The sequence below is a fragment of the Variovorax sp. Varisp85 genome (assembly GCF_047304045.1).
Classification (GTDB): Bacteria; Pseudomonadota; Gammaproteobacteria; order Burkholderiales; family Burkholderiaceae_C; genus Variovorax.
The window spans coordinates 44,181-68,960 of record NZ_JBGLYN010000016.1 but is presented as its reverse complement, the minus strand read 5'-3'; the positions used below and the strand labels follow the sequence as shown (position 1 = coordinate 68,960).

General features: G+C 66.8%; 22 protein-coding genes and 1 tRNA gene. 16 read left to right on the top strand and 7 right to left on the bottom strand.

The window, feature by feature from the left end:
* The first annotated feature begins 94 nt into the window (after positions 1-94).
* The 7 genes from ACCC97_RS09180 (at position 95) to ACCC97_RS09150 (ending at position 8,586) form a co-directional block, all read left to right on the top strand.
* Positions 95-2,527, top strand: coding sequence for a DNA translocase FtsK (locus ACCC97_RS09180; RefSeq protein ID WP_413332437.1), 2,433 nt, complete (start codon positions 95-97; stop codon positions 2,525-2,527).
* A 162-nt stretch (positions 2,528-2,689) separates the two neighbouring features.
* A complete protein-coding gene (gene lolA / locus ACCC97_RS09175; protein WP_007830299.1) occupies positions 2,690-3,322 on the top strand; it encodes an outer membrane lipoprotein chaperone LolA in 633 nt (210 codons plus the stop codon).
* Between the two features lie 10 nt (positions 3,323-3,332).
* Positions 3,333-4,625, top strand: a complete 1,293-nt coding sequence (locus ACCC97_RS09170; protein WP_413332435.1) for a replication-associated recombination protein A — start codon at positions 3,333-3,335, stop codon at positions 4,623-4,625.
* Positions 4,626-4,865: 240 nt separating this feature from the next.
* Positions 4,866-5,795 carry a branched-chain amino acid ABC transporter permease gene (locus ACCC97_RS09165; RefSeq protein ID WP_007830303.1) on the top strand — a complete coding sequence of 310 codons (930 nt, stop codon included), beginning with the start codon at positions 4,866-4,868 and terminating at the stop codon, positions 5,793-5,795.
* 10 nt (positions 5,796-5,805) lie between these two features.
* The gene (locus tag ACCC97_RS09160; RefSeq protein ID WP_007830305.1) at positions 5,806-7,014 is read left to right on the top strand and encodes a branched-chain amino acid ABC transporter permease; all 1,209 of its coding nucleotides are present in this window, start codon (positions 5,806-5,808) and stop codon (positions 7,012-7,014) included.
* A 20-nt stretch (positions 7,015-7,034) separates the two neighbouring features.
* Positions 7,035-7,808: an ABC transporter ATP-binding protein gene (locus ACCC97_RS09155; protein ID WP_007830307.1), complete on the top strand. Its 774-nt coding sequence runs from the start codon at positions 7,035-7,037 to the stop codon at positions 7,806-7,808.
* Positions 7,809-7,824: 16 nt separating this feature from the next.
* The gene (locus ACCC97_RS09150; RefSeq protein ID WP_042672979.1) at positions 7,825-8,586 is read left to right on the top strand and encodes an ABC transporter ATP-binding protein; all 762 of its coding nucleotides are present in this window, start codon (positions 7,825-7,827) and stop codon (positions 8,584-8,586) included.
* Positions 8,587-8,595: 9 nt separating this feature from the next.
* On the opposite strand, the gene ACCC97_RS09145 is transcribed toward ACCC97_RS09150, so the two are convergent.
* Together ACCC97_RS09145 and ACCC97_RS09140 are read right to left on the bottom strand one after the other, a co-directional pair.
* Positions 8,596-9,054 (bottom strand): (2Fe-2S)-binding protein, encoded by a 459-nt coding sequence (locus ACCC97_RS09145; RefSeq protein ID WP_007830311.1) that lies wholly within the window; start codon positions 9,052-9,054, stop codon positions 8,596-8,598.
* Between the two features lie 11 nt (positions 9,055-9,065).
* Positions 9,066-11,261 carry a xanthine dehydrogenase family protein molybdopterin-binding subunit gene (locus ACCC97_RS09140; RefSeq protein WP_007830313.1) on the bottom strand — a complete coding sequence of 732 codons (2,196 nt, stop codon included), beginning with the start codon at positions 11,259-11,261 and terminating at the stop codon, positions 9,066-9,068.
* A gap of 155 nt (positions 11,262-11,416) precedes the next feature.
* On the opposite strand from ACCC97_RS09140, the gene ACCC97_RS09135 reads away from it, so the two are divergent.
* Positions 11,417-12,193 carry a Crp/Fnr family transcriptional regulator gene (locus ACCC97_RS09135; RefSeq protein ID WP_413314294.1) on the top strand — a complete coding sequence of 259 codons (777 nt, stop codon included), beginning with the start codon at positions 11,417-11,419 and terminating at the stop codon, positions 12,191-12,193.
* On the opposite strand, the gene ACCC97_RS09130 is transcribed toward ACCC97_RS09135, so the two are convergent.
* The gene (locus ACCC97_RS09130; protein WP_413332432.1) at positions 12,165-13,145 is read right to left on the bottom strand and encodes a Bug family tripartite tricarboxylate transporter substrate binding protein; all 981 of its coding nucleotides are present in this window, start codon (positions 13,143-13,145) and stop codon (positions 12,165-12,167) included. The two genes, ACCC97_RS09135 and ACCC97_RS09130, sit on opposite strands and share 29 nt — an antisense overlap.
* A gap of 17 nt (positions 13,146-13,162) precedes the next feature.
* On the bottom strand, positions 13,163-14,227 hold the full coding sequence (locus ACCC97_RS09125; RefSeq protein ID WP_042672955.1) for a CDP-6-deoxy-delta-3,4-glucoseen reductase: 1,065 nt from the start codon (positions 14,225-14,227) through the stop codon (positions 13,163-13,165).
* 76 nt (positions 14,228-14,303) lie between these two features.
* Between ACCC97_RS09125 and ACCC97_RS09120 the strand changes: the two genes are divergently transcribed.
* On the top strand, positions 14,304-15,245 hold the full coding sequence (locus ACCC97_RS09120) for an NAD-dependent epimerase/dehydratase family protein (protein WP_007830321.1): 942 nt from the start codon (positions 14,304-14,306) through the stop codon (positions 15,243-15,245).
* Between the two features lie 124 nt (positions 15,246-15,369).
* Here the strand turns inward: ACCC97_RS09120 and ACCC97_RS09115 are convergent.
* A tRNA-Leu gene (locus tag ACCC97_RS09115) sits at positions 15,370-15,454 on the bottom strand.
* Positions 15,455-15,496: 42 nt separating this feature from the next.
* On the opposite strand from ACCC97_RS09115, the gene cysM reads away from it, so the two are divergent.
* The 3 genes from cysM (at position 15,497) to ACCC97_RS09100 (ending at position 17,260) form a co-directional block, all read left to right on the top strand.
* Positions 15,497-16,399 (top strand): cysteine synthase CysM, encoded by a 903-nt coding sequence (gene cysM / locus ACCC97_RS09110; protein ID WP_007830323.1) that lies wholly within the window; start codon positions 15,497-15,499, stop codon positions 16,397-16,399.
* A gap of 68 nt (positions 16,400-16,467) precedes the next feature.
* Positions 16,468-17,043, top strand: coding sequence for an NUDIX domain-containing protein (locus tag ACCC97_RS09105; protein WP_007830325.1), 576 nt, complete (start codon positions 16,468-16,470; stop codon positions 17,041-17,043).
* Positions 17,033-17,260 (top strand): sulfurtransferase TusA family protein, encoded by a 228-nt coding sequence (locus ACCC97_RS09100; protein WP_056586429.1) that lies wholly within the window; start codon positions 17,033-17,035, stop codon positions 17,258-17,260. Before ACCC97_RS09105 ends, ACCC97_RS09100 begins: the two co-directional genes overlap by 11 nt.
* Positions 17,261-17,330: 70 nt before the next feature.
* Here ACCC97_RS09100 and galU read toward each other — a convergent pair whose 3' ends face one another.
* Together galU and ACCC97_RS09090 are read right to left on the bottom strand one after the other, a co-directional pair.
* Positions 17,331-18,221, bottom strand: coding sequence for a UTP--glucose-1-phosphate uridylyltransferase GalU (gene galU, locus ACCC97_RS09095; protein ID WP_007830327.1), 891 nt, complete (start codon positions 18,219-18,221; stop codon positions 17,331-17,333).
* A gap of 102 nt (positions 18,222-18,323) precedes the next feature.
* Positions 18,324-21,203 (bottom strand): valine--tRNA ligase, encoded by a 2,880-nt coding sequence (locus ACCC97_RS09090; RefSeq protein ID WP_413332429.1) that lies wholly within the window; start codon positions 21,201-21,203, stop codon positions 18,324-18,326.
* A 105-nt stretch (positions 21,204-21,308) separates the two neighbouring features.
* Here ACCC97_RS09090 and yaaA point away from each other — a divergent pair, with 105 nt between their 5' ends.
* From yaaA to queF, 4 genes are read left to right on the top strand one after another with little or no spacing between them, the layout of a single operon-like run.
* A complete protein-coding gene (gene yaaA / locus ACCC97_RS09085; RefSeq protein WP_007830329.1) occupies positions 21,309-22,091 on the top strand; it encodes a peroxide stress protein YaaA in 783 nt (260 codons plus the stop codon).
* Positions 22,091-22,933 (top strand): 2OG-Fe(II) oxygenase, encoded by an 843-nt coding sequence (locus ACCC97_RS09080; protein WP_007830330.1) that lies wholly within the window; start codon positions 22,091-22,093, stop codon positions 22,931-22,933. The genes yaaA and ACCC97_RS09080 overlap by 1 nt, the downstream gene beginning before the upstream one ends.
* Positions 22,934-22,944: 11 nt before the next feature.
* Positions 22,945-23,847: an alpha/beta fold hydrolase gene (locus ACCC97_RS09075; protein ID WP_413332427.1), complete on the top strand. Its 903-nt coding sequence runs from the start codon at positions 22,945-22,947 to the stop codon at positions 23,845-23,847.
* Positions 23,844-24,710 carry an NADPH-dependent 7-cyano-7-deazaguanine reductase QueF gene (gene queF, locus ACCC97_RS09070; RefSeq protein ID WP_413332425.1) on the top strand — a complete coding sequence of 289 codons (867 nt, stop codon included), beginning with the start codon at positions 23,844-23,846 and terminating at the stop codon, positions 24,708-24,710. Before ACCC97_RS09075 ends, queF begins: the two co-directional genes overlap by 4 nt.
* Positions 24,711-24,780 lie beyond the last annotated feature (70 nt).

Sequence of the window (24,780 nt, the reverse complement as noted above, 5' to 3'; positions counted from 1 at the left end):
AGGGCCGGGTCCGCCGCTGCCGGCGGTCCTGGCCTTTTGTTGTAGTGTTCGTGCTTCCGGCCCCCGCTTTTCCGGGCCGGGCGCCGTGTTTTTCATGACCTATTCGCTCAATACGCTTCAATCTTCTTCCGCCGCCGAGGGGCAACCCGTGCGCATGCGCGCCATGCGCTTCGCCCATGAGATCACGCTGATCGCAGGATTCGCGGCGCTGTTGTTCTGGCTGCTCGCGATGCTGAGCTTCACGCCTTCGGACGCCGCCTGGTCGACCTCGGGCACAGGGGGAGAAATCAAGAACTGGGGCGGCCGCATCGGCGCCTGGCTGGCCGATGGCAGCTATTACCTTGCCGGCTATTCCGTGTGGTGGTGCCTTTTCGCCGGACTGCGCGCATGGCTCTCTTCGCTGGCCAACTGGCTGCGCGGCGGCGAGCCTGCATCCGCCGAGCAACCGGCGCCGCGTGGGCGCTTCAATCGCAGCCGTCTTGCCTTCTGGTTTGGCCTCGTCCTGCTGCTGTGCGCAAGCACCATGCTCGAATGGTCGCGCCTGTACCGGCTCGAGGCGCATCTGCCGGGTTCCGGCGGCGGCGCGCTGGGCTATCTCGTGGGGCCGGCCAGCGTGCGCTGGATGGGCTTCACTGGATCGGCGCTGGTGGCCATCGCCGGCGGCGTGATCGGTTCGGCGCTGGTGTTCCGTTTCTCCTGGAGCCTGATCGCCGAGCGCATCGGCGCGCGTGCCTACTCGCTGTTCGAGTCGCGTCGCGAGAAACGCGAAATGGCAGCCGACATCGCCATGGGCAAGCAGGCCGCCCGCGAGCGTGCCGAGGCCGACGAACCAGCGTTCACGCGCGACGGCGCGGCCAGGGCGGCGCCCTCGCTGGTTTCGTCGTCAGGTGGCGCCTTCGACGACGAGGACGAAATCCATATCGAGCCGCGCCCCAAGCGCCGCCCGCCATCGCCGCCGGTGCAGATCGAGCCCGCGATGACCGAAGTGCCCAGGAGCGACCGCGTCGTCAAGGAGCGCCAGAAGCCGCTCTTCAAGGAACTGCCCGACAGCAAGCTGCCGCAGGTCGACTTGCTCGACGCCGCGCAGGCGCGCCAGGAAACAGTGTCGGCCGACACGCTCGAGATGACCTCGCGCATGATCGAGAAGAAGCTCAAGGACTTCGGCGTCGAGGTGCGCGTGGTGCTCGCTTCGCCCGGTCCCGTCATCACGCGCTACGAGATCGAGCCCGCCACGGGCGTCAAGGGCTCGCAGATCCTCGGTCTTGCCAAGGACCTCGCACGCTCGCTCTCGCTGGTGTCGATCCGCGTGGTCGAGACGATCCCGGGCAAGAACTACATGGCGCTCGAGCTGCCGAACGCCAAGCGCCAGTCGATCAAGCTCAGCGAAATCCTGGGCTCGCAGATCTACAACGAAGGCAAGTCGATGCTCACCATGGGCCTCGGCAAGGACATCATCGGCAACCCGGTGGTGGCCGACCTCGCGAAGATGCCGCACGTGCTGGTGGCCGGTACCACCGGCTCGGGCAAGTCGGTGGGCATCAACGCGATGATCCTCTCGCTGCTCTACAAGGCCGAGGCACGCGACGTTCGCCTGCTGATGATCGACCCGAAGATGCTCGAAATGTCGGTCTACGAAGGTATCCCGCATCTGCTGGCGCCCGTGGTCACAGACATGCGCCAGGCGGCGCACGGCCTGAACTGGTGCGTGGCCGAGATGGAGCGCCGCTACAAGCTCATGAGCAAGCTCGGCGTGCGCAACCTGGCCGGCTACAACACCAAGATCGACGAAGCCAAGGCGCGCGAGGAGTTCATCTACAACCCCTTCAGCCTCACGCCGGACGATCCGGAGCCGCTGCGGCGCGAACCGCACATCGTCGTGGTCATCGACGAGCTGGCCGACCTGATGATGGTGGTCGGCAAGAAGATCGAAGAGCTGATCGCCCGTCTCGCGCAGAAGGCGCGTGCCGCCGGCATCCACCTCATTCTTGCCACCCAGCGCCCGAGCGTCGACGTGATCACCGGCCTCATCAAGGCCAACATCCCGACCCGCATCGCGTTCCAGGTATCGAGCAAGATCGACAGCCGCACCATCCTCGACCAGATGGGCGCCGAGGCGCTGCTGGGCATGGGCGACATGCTCTACATGCCCAGCGGCACGGGCCTGCCGATCCGCGTGCACGGGGCCTTCGTCAGCGACGAGGAAGTGCACCGCGTGGTGGCCTACCTCAAGAGCCAGGGCGAGCCAGACTACATCGAGGGCGTGCTCGAAGGCGGCACGGTCGATGGCGACGGTGAAGGCGACCTGCTGGGCAGTGGCGACGGCGAGAAAGACCCGATGTACGACCAGGCGGTCGAAGTCGTGCTCAAGAACCGCAAGGCCAGCATCTCGCTGGTGCAGCGCCACCTGAAGATCGGCTACAACCGCGCCGCGCGCCTCGTCGAGGACATGGAAAAGGCCGGCCTGGTCAGTGCGATGAGTGGCAGCGGCCAGCGCGAAATTCTGGTGCCCGCGCGCGCGGCAGAGTAATTCGCCGCGCTGTGGTTCTCAAGATTCAGGTTACGTGCTGAAAGGCAATTTGCAAAAACGCCCATCGGCATTGCAAATCTTCATGAAGCCCTGCTGCTGCCGCAATTCGCGGCGGTTAGGGTCGATGCCAATGCCACAGCTTTTCCAAGCGAGGAATCCAAATTGAAATTGCGTCATTGGCTGTTGATCGGCCTCCTGAGTTCCGCCAACGCCTGGGCCGGCGGGCTCGAAAGCCTTGAAACCTTCGTCAGGACGGTCAAGTCCGGCCGCGCCGATTTCACCCAGACCGTGACCGCCCCGGCGCGCGAAGGGCAACCGGGCCGCACCAAGACCTCGAGCGGCACCTTCGAATTCCAGCGCCCCGGCAAATTCAAGTTCGACTACCAGAAGCCCTTTGCGCAGGTCATCGTGGCCGACGGCAAGACGCTGTGGCTCTACGACGCCGACCTGAACCAGGTCACGCAGCGCGCGCAGGCGCAGGCGCTGGGCTCCACGCCGGCGGCGCTGATCGCCGCGGCGCCCGACCTGAAGGCCCTGCAGGCCGATTTCACTCTCGAGGCCGCGCCGGAGCGCGATGGCCTGCAATGGGTCAAGGCCACGCCGAAAAACAAGGACGGCCAGTTGCAGAGCGTTCAGGTCGGCTTCCAGGGCGAGGCGCTGGCAGCGCTCGAAATCCTCGACAGCTTTGGCCAGCGCTCGGTGCTCAAGTTCGGCAAGGTCGAGGTGAATCCTTCGCTGCCGGCGAGCGTGTTCGACTTCAAGCCGCCGGCCGGCGCAGACGTCGTCAAGCAATAAACCCACAGGCTTGGCCACCACCGCCCACCAACCCCTTGCCGAGCGCCTGCGTCCCAGGACGCTGGGCGAGGTCATCGGCCAGCAGCACCTGCTCGGCCCGAGCATGCCGCTGCGAATCGCGTTCGAATCGGGCCAGCCGCATTCCTGCATCCTCTGGGGGCCGCCGGGCACCGGCAAGACCACCATTGCGCGGCTCATGGCCGATGCGTTCGACGCGCAGTTCCTGAGCATCAGCGCGGTGCTCGGCGGCGTGAAGGACATCCGCGAAGCGGTAGAGCGGGCCACTGCCGCGCGCGACGGACTGGAGCAGCAGCGCACCATCGTCTTCGTGGACGAGGTGCACCGCTTCAACAAGAGCCAGCAGGACGCCTTCCTGCCGCATGTGGAGTCGGGCCTCTTCACCTTCATCGGCGCGACCACCGAGAACCCTTCGTTCGAGGTCAACTCGGCGTTGCTTTCGCGCGCCGCCGTGTATGTGCTGCAGTCGCTCGGCGAAGACGACCTCAAGCAGATCGTGGCGCGCGCGCAGGCCATCCAGGCCGTGCCCGCCATCGACGCCGCGGCGGTCGATCGCCTCGTGGCCTATGCCGACGGCGATGCGCGCCGGCTGCTCAACACCCTCGAAACACTCGCGGTCGCGGCCCGCGCCGAAAAGCTCGACCACATCACCGACGAGTGGCTGCTGCGGGTGCTCGGCGAGCGCATGCGGCGCTACGACAAGGGCGGCGAACAGTTCTACGACACCATCAGCGCACTGCACAAATCCGTGCGCGGCAGCGACCCTGACGCCGCGCTCTACTGGTTCGTGCGCATGCTCGACGGCGGCGCCGATCCGCGCTACATGGCGCGCCGGCTGGTGCGCATGGCCAGCGAAGACATCGGCCTGGCCGATCCGCGCGCGCTGCGCCTGGCGCTCGATGCGGCAGAGGTCTATGAGCGGCTGGGTACCCCCGAGGGCGAACTGGCGCTGGCCGAGTGCGTGGTCTATCTCGCCATCGCTCCCAAGTCGAACGCCGTCTACAAGGCCTACAACGCGGTGCGCGCCCTCGTGAAGACGGACAGCACGCGACCCGTGCCCATGCACCTGCGAAATGCGCCCACCAAGCTCATGAAAGAGCTCGACTACGGCAAGGGCTACCGCTATGCGCACGACGAGGAGGGCGGTTTCGCCGCCGGCGAGCGCTACCTTCCGCAAGGGCTGGAAGGCCAGGTCTTCTACGAGCCCGTCGAGCGTGGACTCGAGATTCGCATCGCGGAAAAGCTGCGCGATCTGCGCCGCCGGAACGCCGAAGGCAACGGCTGATACTTGCTTGCAGCACGCTTGCAAAGCGTGCATGGCCCCACGCGCATACAGCATGACGTGAGCGGGTAAACCCCGGTCGCCGCGCACCAAATCGACGCTGGTGCATGACTACAATCCCGCCCACAAATCCGCCGGCGACACATGTTGGCTGGTTTTTTGCTTGTCAACCCAGGGGCGCCAAACCGGTGCCCGGCGGGTGAATGGCACCCCGCAACGGTGCAACACATAGGAAATCGCGTTATGGACATTTTGCTGCAGCAGATCATCAACGGTCTGGTACTGGGCAGCATGTATGCCTTGATAGCCTTGGGCTACACCATGGTGTACGGCATCATCAATCTGATCAACTTCGCGCACGGAGAAGTGCTGATGGTGGGGGCGCTCACGAGCTGGACCATCATCGGGCTCATGAAGGACGGCATGCCCAACACACCGGGCTGGCTGATCCTCCTCATCGCGTTGATCATTGCCTGCGTCGTCGCGGCAACCCTCAACTTCGTGATCGAGAAGGTGGCCTACCGGCCACTGCGCAACAGTCCCAAGCTCGCGCCGCTGATCACGGCCATCGGCATGTCGATCCTGCTGCAGACGCTGGCAATGATCATCTGGAAGCCGACCAACAAGGCCTATCCCAATCTCCTGCCCACCGATCCCATCCATGTGGGCGGCGCGGTGATCTCGCCGACGCAGGTCATGATCCTCAGCGTCACGGCGTTCTCGCTCGTGGTGCTGATGTGGCTGGTCAATTACACCAAGCTCGGCCGCGCGATGCGCGCCACCGCGGAGAACCCGCGTGTGGCGGCACTCATGGGCATCCGGCCCGACATGGTGATCTCGGCCACCTTCATCATCGGTGCCGTGCTCGCAGCCATTGCCGGTGTGATGTACGCGTCGAACTACGGCATCGCGCAGCACGCGATGGGCTTCCTGCCCGGCCTCAAGGCCTTCACTGCGGCCGTGTTCGGCGGCATCGGCAACCTCGCCGGTGCGGTGGTCGGCGGCATCCTGCTGGGCCTCATCGAAGCCATCGGCTCGGGCTACATCGGGACGCTGACGGGCGGCGTGCTCGGCAGCAACTACAGCGACATCTTCGCGTTCATCGTGCTGATCGTCATGCTCACGCTGCGTCCGTCCGGCCTGCTCGGCGAACGCGTGGCGGACCGTGCCTGAGGAACGAGCCATGAAAAACAGCAAGAACCTCGCCTTCTACATCATCGGCATCGTCGCCGTGCTCGCACTGCCCCTGCTGCTGCAGATGCAGGGCAACGCCTGGGTGCGCATCGCCGACATCGCATTGCTCTACGTGATGCTGGCACTGGGCCTGAACATCGTGGTCGGCTATGCCGGCCTGCTCGACCTGGGCTACGTGGCCTTCTTCGCGATCGGGGCCTACCTGTACGCGCTGATGGGCTCGTCGCACCTGAGCGAGACCTTCCCGTGGTTCGCACAGATGTTCCCGAACGGGCTGCACACCTCGCTGCTGATCGTGATTCCGCTGGCCCTTGCGGTGGCCGGTTGCCTGGGCGTGCTGCTCGGCGCCCCCACGCTCAAGCTGCGCGGCGACTACCTCGCCATCGTCACGCTCGGCTTCGGCGAAATCATCCGCGTGTTCCTGAACAACCTCGACCAGCCGGTGAACATCACCAACGGTCCGAAGGGCATCACCGCCATCGACTCCATCAAGTTCTGGGGCCTCGACCTCGGCAAGGCATGGAAGTTCGACGGCTTTTCGATCTCCTCGGTCTCGCTGTACTACTACCTGTTCCTGGCGCTGGTGATCGCCACGATCATCATTTCACACCGCCTGCAGACTTCGCGCGTCGGCCGTGCCTGGATGGCCATCCGCGAAGACGAGATCGCGGCCAAGGCAATGGGCATCAACACCCGCAACATGAAGCTGCTGGCCTTCGGCATGGGCGCCAGTTTCGGCGGCGTGTCGGGCGCGATGTTCGCGGCCTTCCAGGGCTTCGTGTCGCCCGAGTCCTTCAGCCTGATGGAGTCGGTGATGATCGTCGCGATGGTGGTGCTCGGCGGCATCGGGCACCTGCCCGGCGTCGTCCTTGGTGCCGTGCTGCTGGCCGCACTGCCCGAAGTGCTGCGCTATGTCGCCGGCCCGCTGCAGTCGCTGACCGACGGCCGCCTCGACGCCTCCATCCTGCGCCAGCTGTTCATCGCGCTGGCCATGATCGTCATCATGCTGGTGCGTCCGCGCGGCCTCTGGCCCTCGCCGGAACACGGCAAGACGCTGACCAGGAAGGGCGCAGTGCCCGTCGATCCGGCCCACGCGGCCGTGGCCCCCGGATCGCTGCAAACGCATGCGCCGGGCATCGATACGCCCGCCGACGAATTGCCGGGTGCGGCTTCGCGTCCCATGTCGATCAATCCCTGAACGCCGAAGGAAAAATCAACATGACGACAGACACCATCCTCGACGTCCGCGGCATTTCCAAACGCTTCGGCGGGCTGCAGGCCCTCTCCGACGTGGGCATCACCATCAAGCGCGGCCAGGTCTACGGCCTGATCGGCCCGAACGGCGCTGGCAAGACCACCTTCTTCAACGTGATCACCGGGCTGTACACGCCCGACAGCGGCACCTTCGAGCTGGCCGGCAAGCCCTACCAGCCGACGGCCGTGCACGAAGTGGCCAAGGCAGGCATTGCGCGCACCTTCCAGAACATCCGCCTCTTCGCCGAAATGACGGCGCTGGAGAACGTGATGGTCGGGCGCCACATCCGCACGCACTCGGGCGTGCTCGGCGCGATGTTCCGCACCGGCGGCTTCAAGGCCGAGGAAAAGGCCATTGCCGACCGCGCGCACGAACTGCTCGACTACGTCGGCATCGGCAAGTTTGCCGACTACAAGGCGCGCACGCTGTCGTACGGCGACCAGCGCCGCCTCGAGATCGCACGCGCCCTGGCCACCGACCCGCAGCTCATCGCGCTCGACGAGCCGGCCGCCGGAATGAACTCCACCGAGAAGGTCGCGCTGCGCGAGCTGATCGACCGCATTCGCCGCGACAACCGCACCATCCTGATCATCGAACACGACGTCAAGCTCATCATGGGCCTGTGCGACCGCGTCACCGTGCTGGACTACGGCAAGCAGATTGCCGAAGGCACCCCGGTGGACGTGCAGAAGAACGAGAAGGTGATCGAGGCCTACCTCGGCACCGGAGGCCACTGACATGAGCACCGCAACCATGAGCGAACAAGAAACCTCGTCCACCGCCGCGCAAGCCAAGGCGGCCGGCAAGACGCTGCTGAAGGTCACCGGCCTGAGGGTCGGCTACGGCGGCATCCAGGCCGTGAAGGGCGTGGACTTCGAAGTGCGCGAAGGCGAACTGGTGTCGCTGATCGGCTCCAACGGCGCCGGCAAGACCACCACCATGAAGGCCATCACCGGCACGCTGCCGGCCGGAGCCGGCAACATCGAATTCCTGGGCCGCAGCATCAAGGGCCGCGGTGCGTGGGACCTAGTGGAAGAGGGCCTCGTGATGGTGCCCGAAGGCCGTGGCGTGTTCACGCGCATGACCATCACCGAGAACCTGCAGATCGGCGCCTACATCCGCAAGGACAAGGCCGCCATCGCGAGCGACATGGAGCGCGTGTTCGTCACCTTCCCGCGCCTGCGCGAGCGCAAGGACCAGCTGGCCGGCACGATGTCGGGCGGCGAGCAGCAGATGCTGGCCATGGGCCGCGCGCTGATGGCTCGCCCCAAGGTGCTGCTGCTCGACGAGCCGACGATGGGCCTGTCGCCGATCATGTGCGACAAGATCTTCGAGGTGGTGCAGACCGTGGCCTCGCAGGGCGTGACCATCCTGCTGGTCGAGCAGAACGCCAACCGCGCGCTGCAGCTGGCCGACCGCGGCTACGTGATGGAGTCAGGCCTGATCACCATGAACGGTGAAGCCAAGGCCCTGCTGAGCGACCCGCGCGTGCGGGCCGCCTACCTCGGCGAATAAGCAAGCCTCCTACCCCATTGCCGCCGCCGCAGCCTTGATGGCCTCGCGGATGCGGCCGTAGGTGCCGCAGCGGCACACGTTCTCGATGGCGTCGATGTCGGCGTCCGTCGGGTTGCGCGTGCGGCGCAGCAGGTCCACCGCCGCCATGATCTGCCCCGGCTGACAGAAGCCGCATTGAGGCACGTCGAGGTTCATCCAGGCCTGCTGCACCGGGTGCAGCGTGTTGCCGTTGGCCAGGCCCTCGATGGTCGTCACCTGGCGGCCGCGCACGTCGGACACGCGCACCGAGCAGGTCGTCACGGCCTTGCCGTCGACGTGGCAGGTGCAGGCCTTGCACACGTTGATGCCGCAGCCGTACTTCGGGCCGGTGATGCCGAGCTTGTCACGCAGCACCCACAGCAGCGCCAGGTCGTCGGGCGCCTCGACGTCCACGTTCTGGCCGTTCACCTTGAAAGATTGCACAGGCATGGCGGGTCTCCTCAGGCGGGGATCGGAACGTTGACGGGCGTGGGCAGCTTGCCCGGCGGGATCGGCGTGAAGTCGACCGGAAAGTTCAGCGGGAAGCTGCGCGGCTTGATGCCGGTGGCGCGCGCGTAGGCATTGGCGATGGCGCCCGAGCTCGCCGACAGGCCGACCTCGCCCAGCCCGCCGATGGCCTCGCCGTTGGCCGGCAGGATGATGACCTTCACGTCCTTCGGGTAGTGCTTCATGCGCGAGAAGTGGTACTGCGAGTAGCTGCCTTCCAGCGGCAGGCCGTTCTGGATGTGCAGCCCCGCCGACAGCACCAGCGCGATCGATTCGCACAGGCCGCCCTGGAGCTGCGCCTCGATGCCCGAGGGGTTGATCGGCGTGCCGACGTCGATCGCGATCGTGGCGCGCACCACCTTCGCGGCAGACGGCACCCGCGCGTCGATCTCGACGATGCAAGCTGTGAACGACTTCGACTCCTGGTGCACGCCCACGCCCTGCGCAAAGCCCGCCGGCATCGCCTTACCCCACTGCGCCGCCTCCGCCACCGCCTTGAGCACCGCGCGGGCGCGCGGCAGGCGCAGGTACTCGAGCCGGAAGGCGACCGGGTCCTTGCCCGCGGCGCGGGCCATCTCGTCGACCAGGATCTCTTCCACCAGCCGTGCGGGCTGGATGTGCACCGAGCGGTACGAGCAGGTGTTCATGTCCATCGGCACCGGCGTCAGCAGCTTGGTCGTGACGCCGAAGTTGTAGGGCGAGGTCACCATGGTCTTGAACATCACCTGCTCGATCGCGAAGTTGCCCACCGTCTGCGGGAAGGCATTGGGCAGTGCGATGGCGGCGGCCTCGAGCATGTTGCCGAAGCCGTGGCGCGTGTCCAGCCGCACGCTGGCGATGCGCTGCTCGAAGGCGATGACCTGGCCCAGCAGCATCGTGGCGCGTGCCTTCTGGTAGATCGGCGGGCGGATGCGCGTGTGGCGCATGTCGTCGGTGCGGTGGTACATCAGGCGGCAGGGGCGCCCCAGCGCCTTCGCCACCTGGATCGCCTGCAGCACCGGGTCCCAGAACAGGCGCCGCCCGAACGAGCCGCCCGAGGGCACCACATGCACGACAACCTTGTTTAGCGGCAGGCCCAGCTCGGCGGCCACTGCCTGCTGGGTGACGATGGGGCTCTGCAGCCCGGCCCAGATTTCGGCACGATCCGCTCGCACGTCCGCAATCGCACATTCGACTTCCATCGGGCAGTGCGCGGCCGGCGCGAACTCGAACTCGGCCTCGACCGTCAGCGCGCCCAGCGGCGGCAGCGCAAAAGGCAGCAGCGACGACTTCAGCTTGCTCATGATGGTGGCGTTCGACTCGCCGTCGAGCGGGCCGGCGCCCCAGGTCACGTCGAGCGCGTTCACCGCGGCCCAGGCCTGGCCGAAGGTCTCGGCCATCACCGCCACGCCCGGCGGCGTCGGCGTGATGCCGTTGGTGGCGGGAATCGGCACCACGCCGATCACGCCCGGCATGCCCATCACCGTGTTCAGGTTGTTGATGCCGACGAACTTGCCGTTGATGGTCGGCGGGCGCCGCACCATCGTCGGCTTGGCGCCGGGCACCGCCTGGTCGAGCGTGAACTTCTTGCGGCCGGTGACGATGTCGAGTGCGTCGAGCCGCGTCACGCGCTGGCCGACCACCGAGGGCGTGGAGCCCGAGAGCAGGCCGCCGAGGCCGCCCAGCGTCGGCATGCCGGCATGCATCGAACGCACGCTCGACGAGCCGCCGGTGAGCTGGTTCCAGATCAGCTCGGGGCTCGCGTCGGCCGATGTGACCTCGATCGCGCTCAGCGGCAGGCGCAGCTTGTCGGCCAGCATCATCGCGCTGGCCGTGGCGATGCCCTGGCCCACTTCGAGGCGCGGCAGCGCCAGGCGCACGCGGCCGTCGCCGGTGTTCGTCACCTTCACCAGCGGCATGGTCGGCAGGGACGTCAGCGTGACCGCGTCGCCGATGTCGATCAGGTCGGTGGTGTCGGGCGGGGTCATGGGCAGCAGTGCGGCCACCGCGGAGGCGGGCGCCGTGAGGGCACCGAGCCCAGCGATGCCAGCCGCCGCCGATGCCAGCGGTGCGGCCGTGGCGTAGCCCAGCACGTCGCGCCGGCGCAGGCCGTGCGCATCCCCGCCGTCCGGTCCGCGCGCGGGGCGCGGGTCCTTGTTCGAACGCTTCATCGTTGTCTCCTTGTTGTTTGGCGAACGCGGATGACTGTGGCACCATCGCCGCGCCGAAGATGTCGTTGCAACGACATTTCTTACGGTCCCCGCCGACCGGCGCCTGCGACGGATCGGCCGATGCGATGTCACGAGGGACGACAGCAGGAGGCGCGATGTCGAACGCGTTGGAGAACATGCTTCGCGAGAGCTTGTGGGCGCGCGCGCTCACGGACGACGAACTCGACCACGTCGTCCAGGAGTCGCACGAGCGCGTGGTGCCGGCCGGCGGCTTCGTCGTGCGGCGCGGCGAGCCGGCCGATCATTGGATCGGCGTGATGGATGGCCTGCTGAAGATGTCGGTGTCGCTGCCCGACGGGCGCGTCTCAACCTTCACCGGCGTGACCGCTGGAGGCTGGAGCGGCGAAGGCTCGCTGCTCACCCCCGGATGCTGGCGCTACGACGGCGTGGCGCTGCGGCCCACGCGCGTGGCTTGCGTGCCGCGGCGCAGCTTCGAGCGGCTGATGTCCACCAGCATCGACTTCAATCGGTTTCTGTTGTTACACATCAATGCGCGACTGAGCCTGTTCATCGGCCTCATGGAATTCGATCGGCTGCTCGGCCCCGACGCGCGCGTGGCGCGCTGCCTGGCCAGCCTGTTCGACCCCATCCTCTATCCGCGTGCCACCCGCTTCGTGCGGCTGAGCCAGGACGAGATCGGCCTCTTGTCGGCGGTGTCGCGCCAGCGTGCCAACCGCGCGCTGCATGCGCTACAGCGCGACGGCCTGTTGCGCATCGAACATGGCGGCGTGGAAGTGCTCGACCTCGCAGGCCTGCGCACGTACCAGAGCGGGGCGGCCGAAGCGGCGGCGGCCGTGGCTGCGGCCACCGACACGCAGGCCGCAGCGCCCCTGGACGACCTCGTCAGTCCACCTTCGCCCCGGTGGCCTTGACCACCTTCTCGTACTTGGCGAGTTCGCTCTTCATGAAGCTGCCGAACTGCTCGGGCGAGTTGCCGACCGGCTCGGCCAGCATCGAGGCGAAACGGGTCTTCGTTTCCGGCGCATTCAGCGCGGCGACGAAGGCCCGATTCAGCTTCACGACCACCTCGTGCGGCGTGCCGGCCGGCGCCACCAGGCCCCACCACGTGTCGATCGAGAAGCCCTTGAGCGTGTCGGCGATCGGCGGCACGTCGGGCAGCGCGTTGCTGCGCTGCAGAGTCGTCACCGCAATGGCCTTCAGCTTGCCCGAACGGATGTTCGGCGCCGCCGTGGCGAGGTTGTCGAAGTTGAAGTCGACCTGCCCCGAGATCAGCGCCAGCTGCGCCGGGTTGCCGCCGTTGTACGGGATGTGCAGCGCGAAGATGCCCGCTTCCTTCTTGAACAGCTCGCCCGCGAGATGGCCGGCGCTGCCGTTGCCGCCGCTGCCGTAGTTGAGCTTGGCCGGGTTGGCCTTGGCGTAGCGGATCAGGTCGGCCACGCTGTTGATGTTCAGGCGGTTGGCCGTGTCGGCGTTCATCACCAGCACGTTGGGCACGCGAACCATCTGCGTGATCGGTGCGAAGTCGGTCGCGGCGTTGAACGGGATCTTGCTGTAGAGCCACGGGTTCACCGCGTTGGTCGCGGTGGCCGCGATGCCGATCGTCAGGCCGTCGGCGGGTGCCTTCGCCACGATGTCGGCGCCGATGTTGCCGCCAGCGCCGGGCTTGTTGTCGATGATGACCGGGCCCAGCGAGTCCTTGACGCGCTCGGCCAGGATGCGAGCGGTGTTGTCGATCGGGCCGCCTGCCGCGTAGGGCACGACGAGGCGGATCGGGCGCTGTTGCTGCTGCGCCATCGCCTGGCTGGTGCCCAGCAGGGCCGCGACGCCGGCGAGCAGGGTGAGGAGGAAGTGTCTCGTCTTCATTGTCTTTTTGGGGGGTCTCAGGGAAGGGCCTTGTCGGCCTCTGTGGTGAATGCGTCGGCAAAAAACTCTTCTTCGGGCAGGCCCGCCAGCGCTACGTAATCGCGCTTGGCCGAGTCGACCACGATGGGCGCACCGCAGGCATAGACTTGGTAGCCCGACAGATCGGCGAAGTCTTCCAGCACGGCCTGATGGACGAAGCCGGTGCGGCCGGTCCAGTTGTCTTCGGGCGTGGCATTGGAAATGACGGGCACGTAGCGCAGGCTCGGCATCTGCGCCGTCTGCTCGCGCACCCAGGCGTCCATGTACAGGTCTTCGGGCCGCCGGCCGCCCCAGTAGAGCGTGGCGGGCCGCTCGATGCCCTTGAATTTCATGTGCTCGAGCAGCGCCTTGATCGGCGCGAAGCCCGTCCCCGAGGCCAGCAGGATCATCGGCTTGCCGGAATCCTCGCGCAGGAAGAAGCTGCCGAAGGGGCCTTCGATGCGCAGGATTTCCTTTTCCTTCATCGTGCCGAACACATGGTCGGTGAACTTGCCGCCGGGCAGGTGCCGCAGGTGCAGTTCGATGCCCGTGCCGGGCTGGCCCAGCGTGTGCGGCGCATTGGCCATCGAGTAGCTGCGGCGTGCGCCATCGCGCAGGATGAACTCCACGTACTGGCCGGCGTAGAACTGCAGCGGCTCGCCGGCCGGCAACTGCAGGCGCACCATCATCACGTCGTGCGACAGGCGCGTGAGGCCTTGCACCCGTACCGGCATCTTGCGGATCGGCAGGGCGCCGGCTTCCGTGACCTGTCGCGATTCGAGCACCACGTCGCTCCGGGCGTGCGCACAGCAGGTCAGCACGTAGCCGGCGAGTTGTTCTTCGGCACTCAGGGCCTTGCTCTGATGGGGGCCCAGGGTAACCTCTCCCGACAGCTTCTTGCACTTGCACGAGCCGCAGGCGCCGTCCTTGCAGCCATAGGGAAGGCCGATGCCCTGCCGGATGCCCGCCGCGAGGATGGTCTCGTCGCCGTGAACCATGAAATGGCGTCCACTGGGTTCGACGTGGATGGAAAAGCCCGCTTCGTGCGGTGCTGTAGCAGTCATCGGTATTCTTCGAGGTGAACTCTTCGCGGGCCGTACGAAGCCCGGTGAGCAACTGAATTGGGACAGGAACAGGATTTTGCCTTCAATCAATAGCCCCTCCGGCGCTCTGCCAGCGCGGTTCCGGCGCGAGCGCCTGCTGATCGTCGGATGCGGCGACATCGGCCAGCGCGTGGCGCGCGATCTGCGCGGCCGCATGCAACTGGTGGCACTTACTTCGTCGGCCGACCGCGTGGGCGCCCTGCGCGCGGCCCGCATCCGACCGCTGGTGGGCAATCTGGACGACGCGGCCACCCTGCGCCGGCTGGCGGGCGTCGCCACGCGGGTGTTGCACCTGGCGCCGCCCGCCCGCGATGGCGGTGCCGCCTGGTGGCGCGACCAGCGCACCACCGAGCTGGCGCGGGCATTGCGCCTGCGGTCGCTGCCTTCGGCTTTCGTCTACGGTTCGACCAGCGGCGTGTACGGCGATTGCGGCGGCGCCCGCGTCGACGAAACCCGCGGCGTGCGCCCCGACACGCCGCGCTCCCACCGCCGCGTGGATGCTGAACGCGCCGTGCGCTGGCTGGGCCGCAGCGCGGGCGTGCGCGCCAGCATCCTGCGCATTCCGGGCATCTACGCCCCTGACCGCGAAAACGGCACCCCGCGCGGCCGCCTGCAGCGCGGCACGCCGGTGCTGCGGCACGAAGACGACGTCTACACCAGCCACATCCACGCCGACGACCTCGCACGCGCCTGTATCGCCGCGCTGTTTCGAGGCAAGCCGCAGCGCATCGTGCATGCCTCGGACGACACCGAACTGCGCATGGGCGACTACGTAGACCTGGCCGCCGACATGTACGGCATGCCCCGCCCGCCGCGAGTGGCCCGTGGCGAGGCCGAGCGGCAACTGCCGCTGCAACTGCTGAGTTTCATGGGGGAATCGCGCCGGCTGGACAACACGCGGCTGAAGCGTGAACTGCGGGTGCGGCTTGCGCACCCGACGGTGCATACGGGGCTGCGCGAGCAGACCGAGCCAAGATAAAGGGGGGAAGGGGCCCATTCCAGGGACACCGTGGAACCGGCTTCGCCGGGCCACCGGTGTCGCCCCCGGAAGGGGGTTGGCGTAGCGACACGAAGTGCGCGAAGCCTGGGGGAGAGCAAAAGTGTGGTGCCCGGGGCCGGAATCGAACCGGCACACCTTTCGGTGGGGGATTTTGAGTCCCCTGCGTCTACCAATTTCACCACCCGGGCAGGGTTCTGAACGAAGCCCAAAATTATGGCACAGTGGCTGCCATGAATTATCCGACGATCGAAGACGCCATCGGCAAGACCCCCCTGGTCGCCTTGCAGCGCATCCACGCCGCAGAAAACGCCAAGCGCGGCAACGTGATTCTCGGCAAGCTCGAGGGCAACAATCCCGCAGGTTCGGTCAAGGACCGGCCGGCCCTCTCGATGATCAAGCGCGCCGAGGAGCGCGGCGAGATCAAGCCCGGCGACACCCTGATCGAAGCCACCTCCGGCAACACCGGCATTGCCCTGGCCATGGCCGCTGCCATCAAGGGCTATCGCATGGTGCTGATCATGCCGGAGGACCTCTCGATCGAACGCGCCCAGACCATGAAGGCCTTCGGCGCCGAGCTCGTGCTCACGCCCAAGAGCGGTGGCATGGAATACGCCCGCGATCTCGCCGAACAGATGGTGGCGCAGGGCAAGGGCCGGGTGCTCGACCAGTTCGCCAACCCCGACAACCCGCGCATCCACTACGAGACCACGGGCCCCGAGATCTGGGCCGACACCAAGGGCAAGATCACGCACTTCGTGAGCGCCATGGGCACCACCGGCACCATCACCGGCGTGTCGCGCTTCCTCAAGGAGAAGAACCCGGCAGTGCGCATCATCGGCGCACAGCCGGCCGAAGGTTCGCGCATTCCCGGCATCCGCAAGTGGCCTGCCGAGTACATGCCGAAGATCTACGACCCGAGCTGCGTCGATGAAGAAATCAGCGTGAGCCAGGACGACGCCGAAGAGATGTGCCGGCGCCTCGCGCGCGAAGAGGGCATCTTCGGTGGCATCTCGGCGGCCGGTGCGCTGTGGGCCGCGCTCCAGGTGGCGAAGACGGTGGAGAACGCCACCATCGTGTTCGTCGTATGCGATCGCGGCGACCGCTATCTCTCCACCGGCGTCTTCCCCGCATAAGCGGCAGGCAACCGCCGCAGCGCGCCATCCAGGTGCGTTCGTGGCCGGAAAGAAAAGAAAGAGACTTCATGCCCCACCCCAAGTTCTGCCAAGTCTGTGCCACGCCCCTCGAGTGGATCGCGCTGATGGAAGACGGCGGCCCCAAGGAGCGACTGCGCTGCCCCAACTGCGGCCACACGCACTGGAACAACCCGACCCCGGTGCTCGCGGCCATCGTCGAGTACCGCGGCCAGGTGCTGCTGGCGCGCAATGCGGCCTGGCCCGGCAAGATGTTTGCGCTGATCACCGGCTTCATGGAGGCCGGCGAGACGCCGGAGGAGGGCATTGCGCGCGAGGTGAAGGAAGAAACCAACCTCGACATCAGCGCCGCGAAGATCGTCGGCGCCTACGACTTCCAGCGCATGAACCAGATCATCATTGCGTACCACGTGGTGGCCGATGGCGAGGTGAAGCTTTCGCCCGAGCTGGTGGATTACCGCCTCTATGACCTGCCCGACCTCAAGTGCTGGCCCGCTGGCACTGGCTATGCGCTGGCCGACTGGCTGCGCACGCGCGGCCATGAGCCCGTGTTTTTCACCGCGGCCGAGAACGAAGAGCGCCGCCGCGGCCTGAACCTGCCGCCGGAGCCGGGCAATGCAAGTTGATCGCGAGCTCGACACGCGCGGGCTGAACTGCCCGCTGCCGATCCTCAAGGCGAAGAAGTCGCTCAACGAGATGGCGAGCGGGCAGCTGCTGAAGGTGGTGTCGACCGATCCGGGATCGATCCGCGACTTTCAGGCCTTCGCACGCCAGACGGGCAACGAGCTGATGGCACAGGAAACCGTGGGCGGCGACTTCATCCACGTGCTGAAGCGGCGCTGACAAAAAGAAAAGAAAAGGGCCGCGTCAGCGGCCCTTCCTTCGTTCACGATGGAGCCCGAAGAAGAAGCGGCTACAGCTTCAGGCTCTTGAGGTATTCGCGAAACTCCGCGCCCACCTCGGGGTGGGCCAGCGCCAGTTCCACCGACGCCTGCAGAAAGCCTTCCTTGCTGCCGCAGTCGTAGCGGATGCCCTTGTACGAATAGGCGTAGACCGATTCCTTCTTCATCAGCGCGGCGATGCCGTCGGTCAACTGGATCTCGCCGCCCGCGCCCTTGGGCTGGTTGCGGATCTCGTCGAACACGCCCGGCGTGAGGATGTAGCGGCCGGCCACGCCCAGGCGCGAGGGCGCGTCTTCGGGCTTGGGCTTCTCGACCATGCGGTTGACCTTCACCAGGCCTTCCTCGATCACGTCGCCGGCCACGATGCCGTAGCGCTTGACGTGCGCCAGCGGCACTTCCTGCACCGCAAGCAGCGAGCCGCCGAGGCGGCTGAAAACCGCGGTCATCTGCGCCAGCACGGGCTGGCCGCCCTCGGGGCCGACCATCAGGTCGTCCGCCAGCAGCACGGCGAAGGGTTCGTTGCCCACAAGGTGCTCGGCACACAGCACCGCATGGCCCAGGCCCAGCATGCGCGGCTGGCGCACGTACGAGCATGTCATGTCGTCGGGCGACACCGAGCGCGCGATGTTGAGCAGCGCATCCTTGCCGCTGGCTTCGAGCTGGCTCTCGAGTTCGTAGGCGGTGTCGTAGTGATCTTCGATCGCACGCTTGTTGCGCCCGGTCACAAAAATCATGTCGCGGATGCCCGCGGCGTAGGCTTCCTCGACGGCGTACTGGATCAGCGGCTTGTCGACCACGGGCAGCATTTCCTTCGGCTGTGCCTTGGTGGCTGGCAGGAAGCGAGTACCAAAGCCTGCAACGGGGAATACGGCCTTGCGAATGCGGGTCGAGGAAGTGGACATGGGCAGTACAGCGTCTTTCTTCAAAAGGGGGTGCAGGATGATGTGACGGCGCGGTGCGAAACCGTTCTCAACATCCTAAACGCCTTCCCGGCCCCTCGTGTGTCAGCCAAGACGCACAAGCTGATCGCGCAAACGCTCCAGCATGGCCGTGAAGTCAGCCAGGCGTTTGCGTTCCTGCTCGATCACCGCTGGCGGCGCCTTCGCAACGAAGGCTTCGTTGCCGAGCTTGCCGTTTACCTTCGCGATCTCGCCTTCGATGCGCGCGATTTCCTTGCCGATGCGAAGCTTCTCGGCTGCCTTGTCGATCTCCATGTGCAGGCACAGGCGCGCAGCGCCGACCACCGCCACGGGCGCCGCCTCGGCCGCGGCCGACCACGAAGCCTCGTCGTCGAAGACCTTCACTTCCTTGAGCTTTGCCAGCGCCTGGAGCACCGGCGCCGATTCGCGCAGGAAGGCCGCGCCTTCGGCGTCGTCGGCCACCGCGTAGAGCGGCAGGCGCGTGGCCGGCGACACGTTCATCTCGCCACGCAGCGTGCGGCATGCATCGACCAGCGCCTTCAGCCGCGCCACGTGCGCCTCGGCCGCCTCGTCGATCTTCTCGGGCTGGCTGTTCGGATAGGCGGCGACCATGATCGACTCGCCCTCACGTCCTGCAACCGCCGATACCTTCTGCCACAGCTCTTCCGTGATGAACGGAATCACCGGATGCGCGAGGCGCAGCAGCGTCTCGAGCGTGCGGATCAGCGTGCGGCGCGTGGCGCGCTTCTGCGCCTCGTCGCCGGTCTGGATCTGCACCTTGGCGATTTCCAGGTACCAGTCGCAGAACTCGTCCCAGGCGAACTGGTAGATCGCGGTGGCCACGTTGTCGAGTCGGTATTCCTCGAAGCCCCTGGCCACCTCGGCCTCGACGCGCTGCAGCTGCGACACGATCCAGAAATCGGCGCGGCTGAACTTCAGGTAGCCGTGGGCCTTGCCACCCACCTTGCAGTCTTCCTTCGTGTGTTCCAGCAGGCCGCAGTCCTGGCCTTCGCAGTTCATCAGCACGAAGCGCGTGGCGTTCCACAGCTTGTTGCAGAAGTTGCGATAGCCCTCGCAGCGCTTCGAGTCGAAGTTGATGCTGCGGCCCAGCGAGGCCAGCGACGCGAAGGTGAAGCGCAGCGCATCGGCGCCGAAGGCCGGAATGCCGTCCGGAAACTCCTTCTGCGTGTTCTTGCGCACTGCGGGTGCTGTCTCGGGCTTGCGCAGGCCCTGCGTGCGCTTGTCGAGCAGCGCGGGCAACTGGATGCCGTCGATCAGGTCCACCGGGTCGAGCACGTTGCCTTCCGACTTGCTCATCTTCTTGCCATGCGCGTCGCGCACCAGGCCGTGGATGTACACGTCCCTGAACGGCACCTTGCCGGTGAAGTGCTTGGTCATCATGATCATCCGGGCGACCCAGAAGAAGATGATGTCGTAGCCCGTCACCAGCACGGTCGAGGGCAGGTACAGGTCGAGGTCTTGTGTCTTCGCGGGCCAGCCCAGCGAGGAGAAGGGCACCAGCGCCGCCGAGTACCAGGTGTCGAGCACGTCCTCGTCGCGCACGAGCTTCTTGCCCGGCGCCTTGGCCTGCGCGTCGGCCTCGGTCTCGGCCACGTACACCTTGCCATCCTCGTCGTACCAGGCCGGAATCTGGTGGCCCCACCAGAGCTGGCGCGAAATCGTCCAGTCCTGGATGTTCTCCATCCAGTGGTTGTAGGTGTTGACCCAGTTCTCGGGCACGAAGCGCACCTCGCCCGACTTCACCACGTCGATGGCCTTCTGCGCGATCGACTGACCATCGGCGCCGGGGCGCGTCATGGCCACGTACCACTGGTCGGTGAGCATCGGTTCGACGATGGCGCCCGAGCGCGCGCAGCGCGGCACCATCAGCTTGTGCTTCTTCACCTCGACCAGCAGGCCCAGCGCGTCGAGGTCGGCCACGATGGCCTTGCGCGCGACGAAGCGGTCCAGGCCGCGGTACTTCTCGGGGGCGTTGTCGTTGATGGTGGCGTCCAGCGTGAGCACGCCGATCATCTCGAGCTTGTGGCGCTGGCCGACGGCGTAGTCGTTGTAATCGTGCGCGGGCGTGACCTTCACCACGCCGGTGCCGAATTCCTTGTCGACGTAGTCGTCGGCAATGATCGGGATCAGCCGGTCGACCAGCGGCAGCTTCACGCGCTGGCCGATCAGGTGTTTGTAGCGCTCGTCTTCCGGATGAACCATCACGGCCGTGTCGCCGAGCATGGTCTCGGGCCGGGTGGTGGCCACGGTCAGCGTGCCGCTGCCGTCTTCCAGCGGATAGGCGATGTGCCAGAGCGAGCCGTCTTCCTCTTCGCTTTCGACTTCGAGGTCGCTCACCGAGGTCTTGAGCACCGGGTCCCAGTTGCCCAGGCGCTTGCCGCGGTAGATCAGGCCTTCTTCATACAGCTTCACGAAGGTGTGCGTGACCACCTTCGAGAGATCGTCGTCCATCGTGAAATATTCGCGGCTCCAGTCCACCGTGTCGCCCATGCGGCGCATCTGCTCGGTGATGGTGTTGCCCGACTTCTCTTTCCATTCCCACACGCGCGCCACGAAGTTCTTGCGGCCCAGGTCATGGCGGCTGAGCTTTTGCTCCTGCAGCTGGCGCTCCACCACGATCTGCGTGGCGATGCCCGCGTGGTCGGTGCCCGGCAACCACAGCGTGTTGTCGCCCTTCATGCGGTGGTAGCGCGCGAGGCTGTCCATGATCGTCTGGTTGAACGCATGGCCCATGTGCAGTGTGCCCGTCACGTTGGGGGGCGGCAGCTGGATCGCGAACGATTCGGCGCCTTCCTTCGGTTGCTGCGTGCCTCTGAAGCCGGCCTTGGCGTAGCCGCGCTTCTCCCATTCGGGGCCCCAGTGCGCCTCGATGGCGGCGGGCTCGAACGATTTGGAAAGGCTGTCCAGGCCAGGCTGGGCGGGAGAAGTGGTGGGTTCGCTCATGGGAATACGGAACGGCCCTTCAGGGAGCCGTGGGGAGGCAGGGTGGGATAGCCCGTGATTTTACCGGCGCGGCCCGGCGTCACGGCAGCCACTGATAATTCCGCCATGCTGTTCCTGCTTTCCCCTGCGAAGTCGCTCGACTACGACACTCCGGTTCCCTCTGAAATCCCCGCCACTCAACCCCATTTCGAATCTCCGCGCGGCCCCTCGGTCGAGCTGATCAGGCTGCTGCGCGAGAAGTCGCCCCAGCAGATCTCCGAGCTGATGCACCTGTCGGACAAGCTCTCCGCCCTGAACGTGGCCCGCTACCAAGCCTGGTCCGGCAAGAGCACCGAGAAGAACGCCCGCCAGGCCGCCTTCGCCTTCGACGGCGACGTCTACGGCGGCCTCGATGCCCGCACGCTCACCAAGGGGCAGTTGGCCTGGGCGCAGGACCACGTCTGCATCCTCAGCGGCCTCTACGGCCTGCTGCGCCCGCTCGACCTGCTGCAGCCCTACCGCCTCGAGATGGGCACGCAACTGGCCAATCGCCACGGCAAGGACCTTTACGCCTTCTGGGGTTCGCGCATCGCCGAGCACCTCAACGAGCGCCTCGCGGCCGACCGCACGCCGGTGGTCGTCAACGTCGCCTCGCAGGAGTACTTCAAGTCGGTCGACAAGAAGGTGCTCAAGGCCCGTGTGGTCGAATGCGTGTTCGAGGAGTGGAAGGGCGACAGGTACAAGATCGTGAGCTTCTTCGCCAAGCGCGCGCGCGGCCTGCTGGCCCGCTGGGCCGTGCAGCACAAGGCGGCGACGCCCAAGGCACTGGAAAAGTTCGACCTCGAGGGTTATGGTTTCGACGCCCAGGTGTCGACAGCCGAAAGGCTGGTGTTCAGGAGGAAAGTCTGATGTCGCAACCGATCAGTCCGGAACTGCGCGAGTGGCTGGTGGCCCAGCTCGCGGCCGGGCACTCGGTGCCAGCGCTGCGCGCTTCCATGCGCGCGGCCGGCTGGCACGATGCCGCCGCCGACACGGCGCTGGCCCAGCTCGAGGCCGGATTCCCCAACGTGGAGGTGGCCCTGCCGCCCGTGCGCACCAAAATGCCCGGCCCCGACCTCGACGGTGCGCCGCTGTACCTCGATGCCGGCGACCGCCGCGTGCAGGTGCTGCAGACCATGCGGCATCCGCGTGTCGTCGTGTTCGGCAACCTGCTGTCGGCCGAGGAGTGCGAAGGCCTGATCGCTGCGGCGCGTGTTCGGCTCGCGCGTTCGCTCACCGTGGAGACCCGCACCGGCGGCGAGGTGCTCAACGTCGACCGCACCAGCGACGGCATGTTCTTCGAACGCGGCGAGAACGAGATCGTCGCGCGGCTGGAGCAGCGCCTCGCCACGCTGCTGCGCTGGCCGCTCGAATACGGCGAGGGCCTGCAGATCCTGCGCTACGCCCCCGGCGCGCAGTACCGCCCGCACTACGACTACTTCGACCCCGGCGAACCCGGCACGCCCACCATCCTCAAGCGCGGCGGCCAGCGTGTCGCCACGCTGGTGATGTACCTGCAGGAGCCCGAAGGCGGCGGCGCCACCACCTTCCCCGACGTGGGCCTCGAAGTGGCGCCGGTGCGCGGCTGCGGCGTGTTCTTCAGCTATGACCGGCCCGACCCCGTCACTCGCACGCTGCACGGCGGCGCGCCGGTGCTGGCGGGCGAGAAGTGGGTCGCCACCAAGTGGCTGCGCGAGCGCGAGTTCAAGTAAGCAAGAAGCCGATGAAAGTCACCGCCAACGGCCTGCAGATCGAAGTCGACGACACCGGAGGCGAGGGTCGCCCCGTGATCCTGCTCATCATGGGCCTGGGCATGCAGCTGGTCGCATGGCCCACGGGCTTCGTGCAGCAGCTGGTCGACGCGGGCTTTCGCGTGGTGCGCCACGACAACCGCGACATCGGCCTGAGCCAGGGCTTCGACCATGCGGGCGTGGGCAACGTCGTGTGGGAAACCATCCGCCATCGCCTCGGCCTGCCGGTGCGCTCTGCCTACACGCTGCAAGACATGACCCTTGATTCGCTCGGTGTACTCGATGCGCTGGGCATTGAAAGGGCCCACATCGTCGGCGCCTCCATGGGCGGCATGATCGCCCAGCGCATGGCCGCTACCGCACCGCAGCGCACGACCAGCCTCGTGAGCATCATGAGCTCCAGCGGCGCACGCGGCCTGCCCGGGCCGCGCCGCGAGGTGGCCTCCATGCTCATGCGCCGTCCGGTGGGCCGCGACGAGGCTGCGCTGGTCGCGCACAGCATTCGGCTGCTGCGGCTGATCCAGAGCCCCGCCTACCCGCAGAGCGACGAAGAGCTGGCCGCGCGCCTCACCTTCAGCATGCGCCGCGCATACCGCCCGGCCGGGCTGATGCGGCAGATGCTGGCCGTCGGCGCCGATGCCGACCGGCCGCAGGTGCTGGCGCGCATCCGGTCGCCCACGCTGGTGCTGCACGGCGACGCCGATGCGCTCGTGCCCATTGCCTGCGGCGAGGACACCGCCAGGCGCATTCCCGGTTCGCAATTCGTCGCCATCCCCGGCATGGGCCATGACCTGCCGCCCGAGGTGTGCACCATCCTCGCCAACCACATTGCTCCGTTCGCGCATGCAGCGGAGGCCAGAAACGCCACACCATGAGCCACGACCCGAACCCCAACACGCCCGAGCAATCGCAGCTCGGCCGCGCCTCGGCCTACGCCGACCGCTACGACCCCACGCTGCTGTTTCCCATCGCGCGCGCCACGCAGCGCGAGGCCATGGGCATCAGGTCCGATGCCTTGCCCTTCTTCGGCGCCGACCTCTGGACCGCGTTCGAGGTGAGCTGGCTCAACCTGCGCGGCAAGCCGCAGCTGGCCATCGTGCACTTCACCATTCCGTGCGAGACGCCCAACATCATCGAGAGCAAGAGCTTCAAGCTCTATCTCAACAGCTTCAACAACAGCCAGTTCGCGAGCGCCGACGCGGTGCGCGAGCGCCTGCGCGCGGACCTGTCCGAAGCCGCGTGGCGCGGCAGCGACCAGTCGGCCGGCATCGGCGTGAAGCTGATGGCGCCCGACATGTTCGACCGCGAGCCGGTGCACGAACTCGACGGCCTCGACCTCGACCGCCTCGACATCGAGTGCACCCACTACCAGCCCGCGCCGGAGCTGCTGAGCAGCGATGCCACGCAGGTGCATGTGAACGAAACCTTCACCAGCCGCCTGCTCAAGAGCAACTGCCTTGTCACCGGCCAGCCCGACTGGGGCAGCGTGCAGATCCGCTACAGCGGCCCGCCCATCGACCAGGCCGGGCTGTTGGCGTACATCGTGAGCTTTCGCAACCACAACGAGTTCCACGAACCGTGCGCCGAGCGCATGTTCACGGACATCTGGAGCCGCTGCAAGCCGACCAAGCTGGCGGTGTATGCGCGCTATACGCGGCGCGGCGGGCTGGACATCAATCCGTTCCGCACGAGCTGGCCGCAGGCGCTGCCGGCGAACATCCGCACGGCGCGCCAATAGCCGTCCCCGGGGCCGCGCCGAAGGCCCTCTTCGGAAACCTGAAACCCGCTTTCGCTTCGCCTGTGGCATT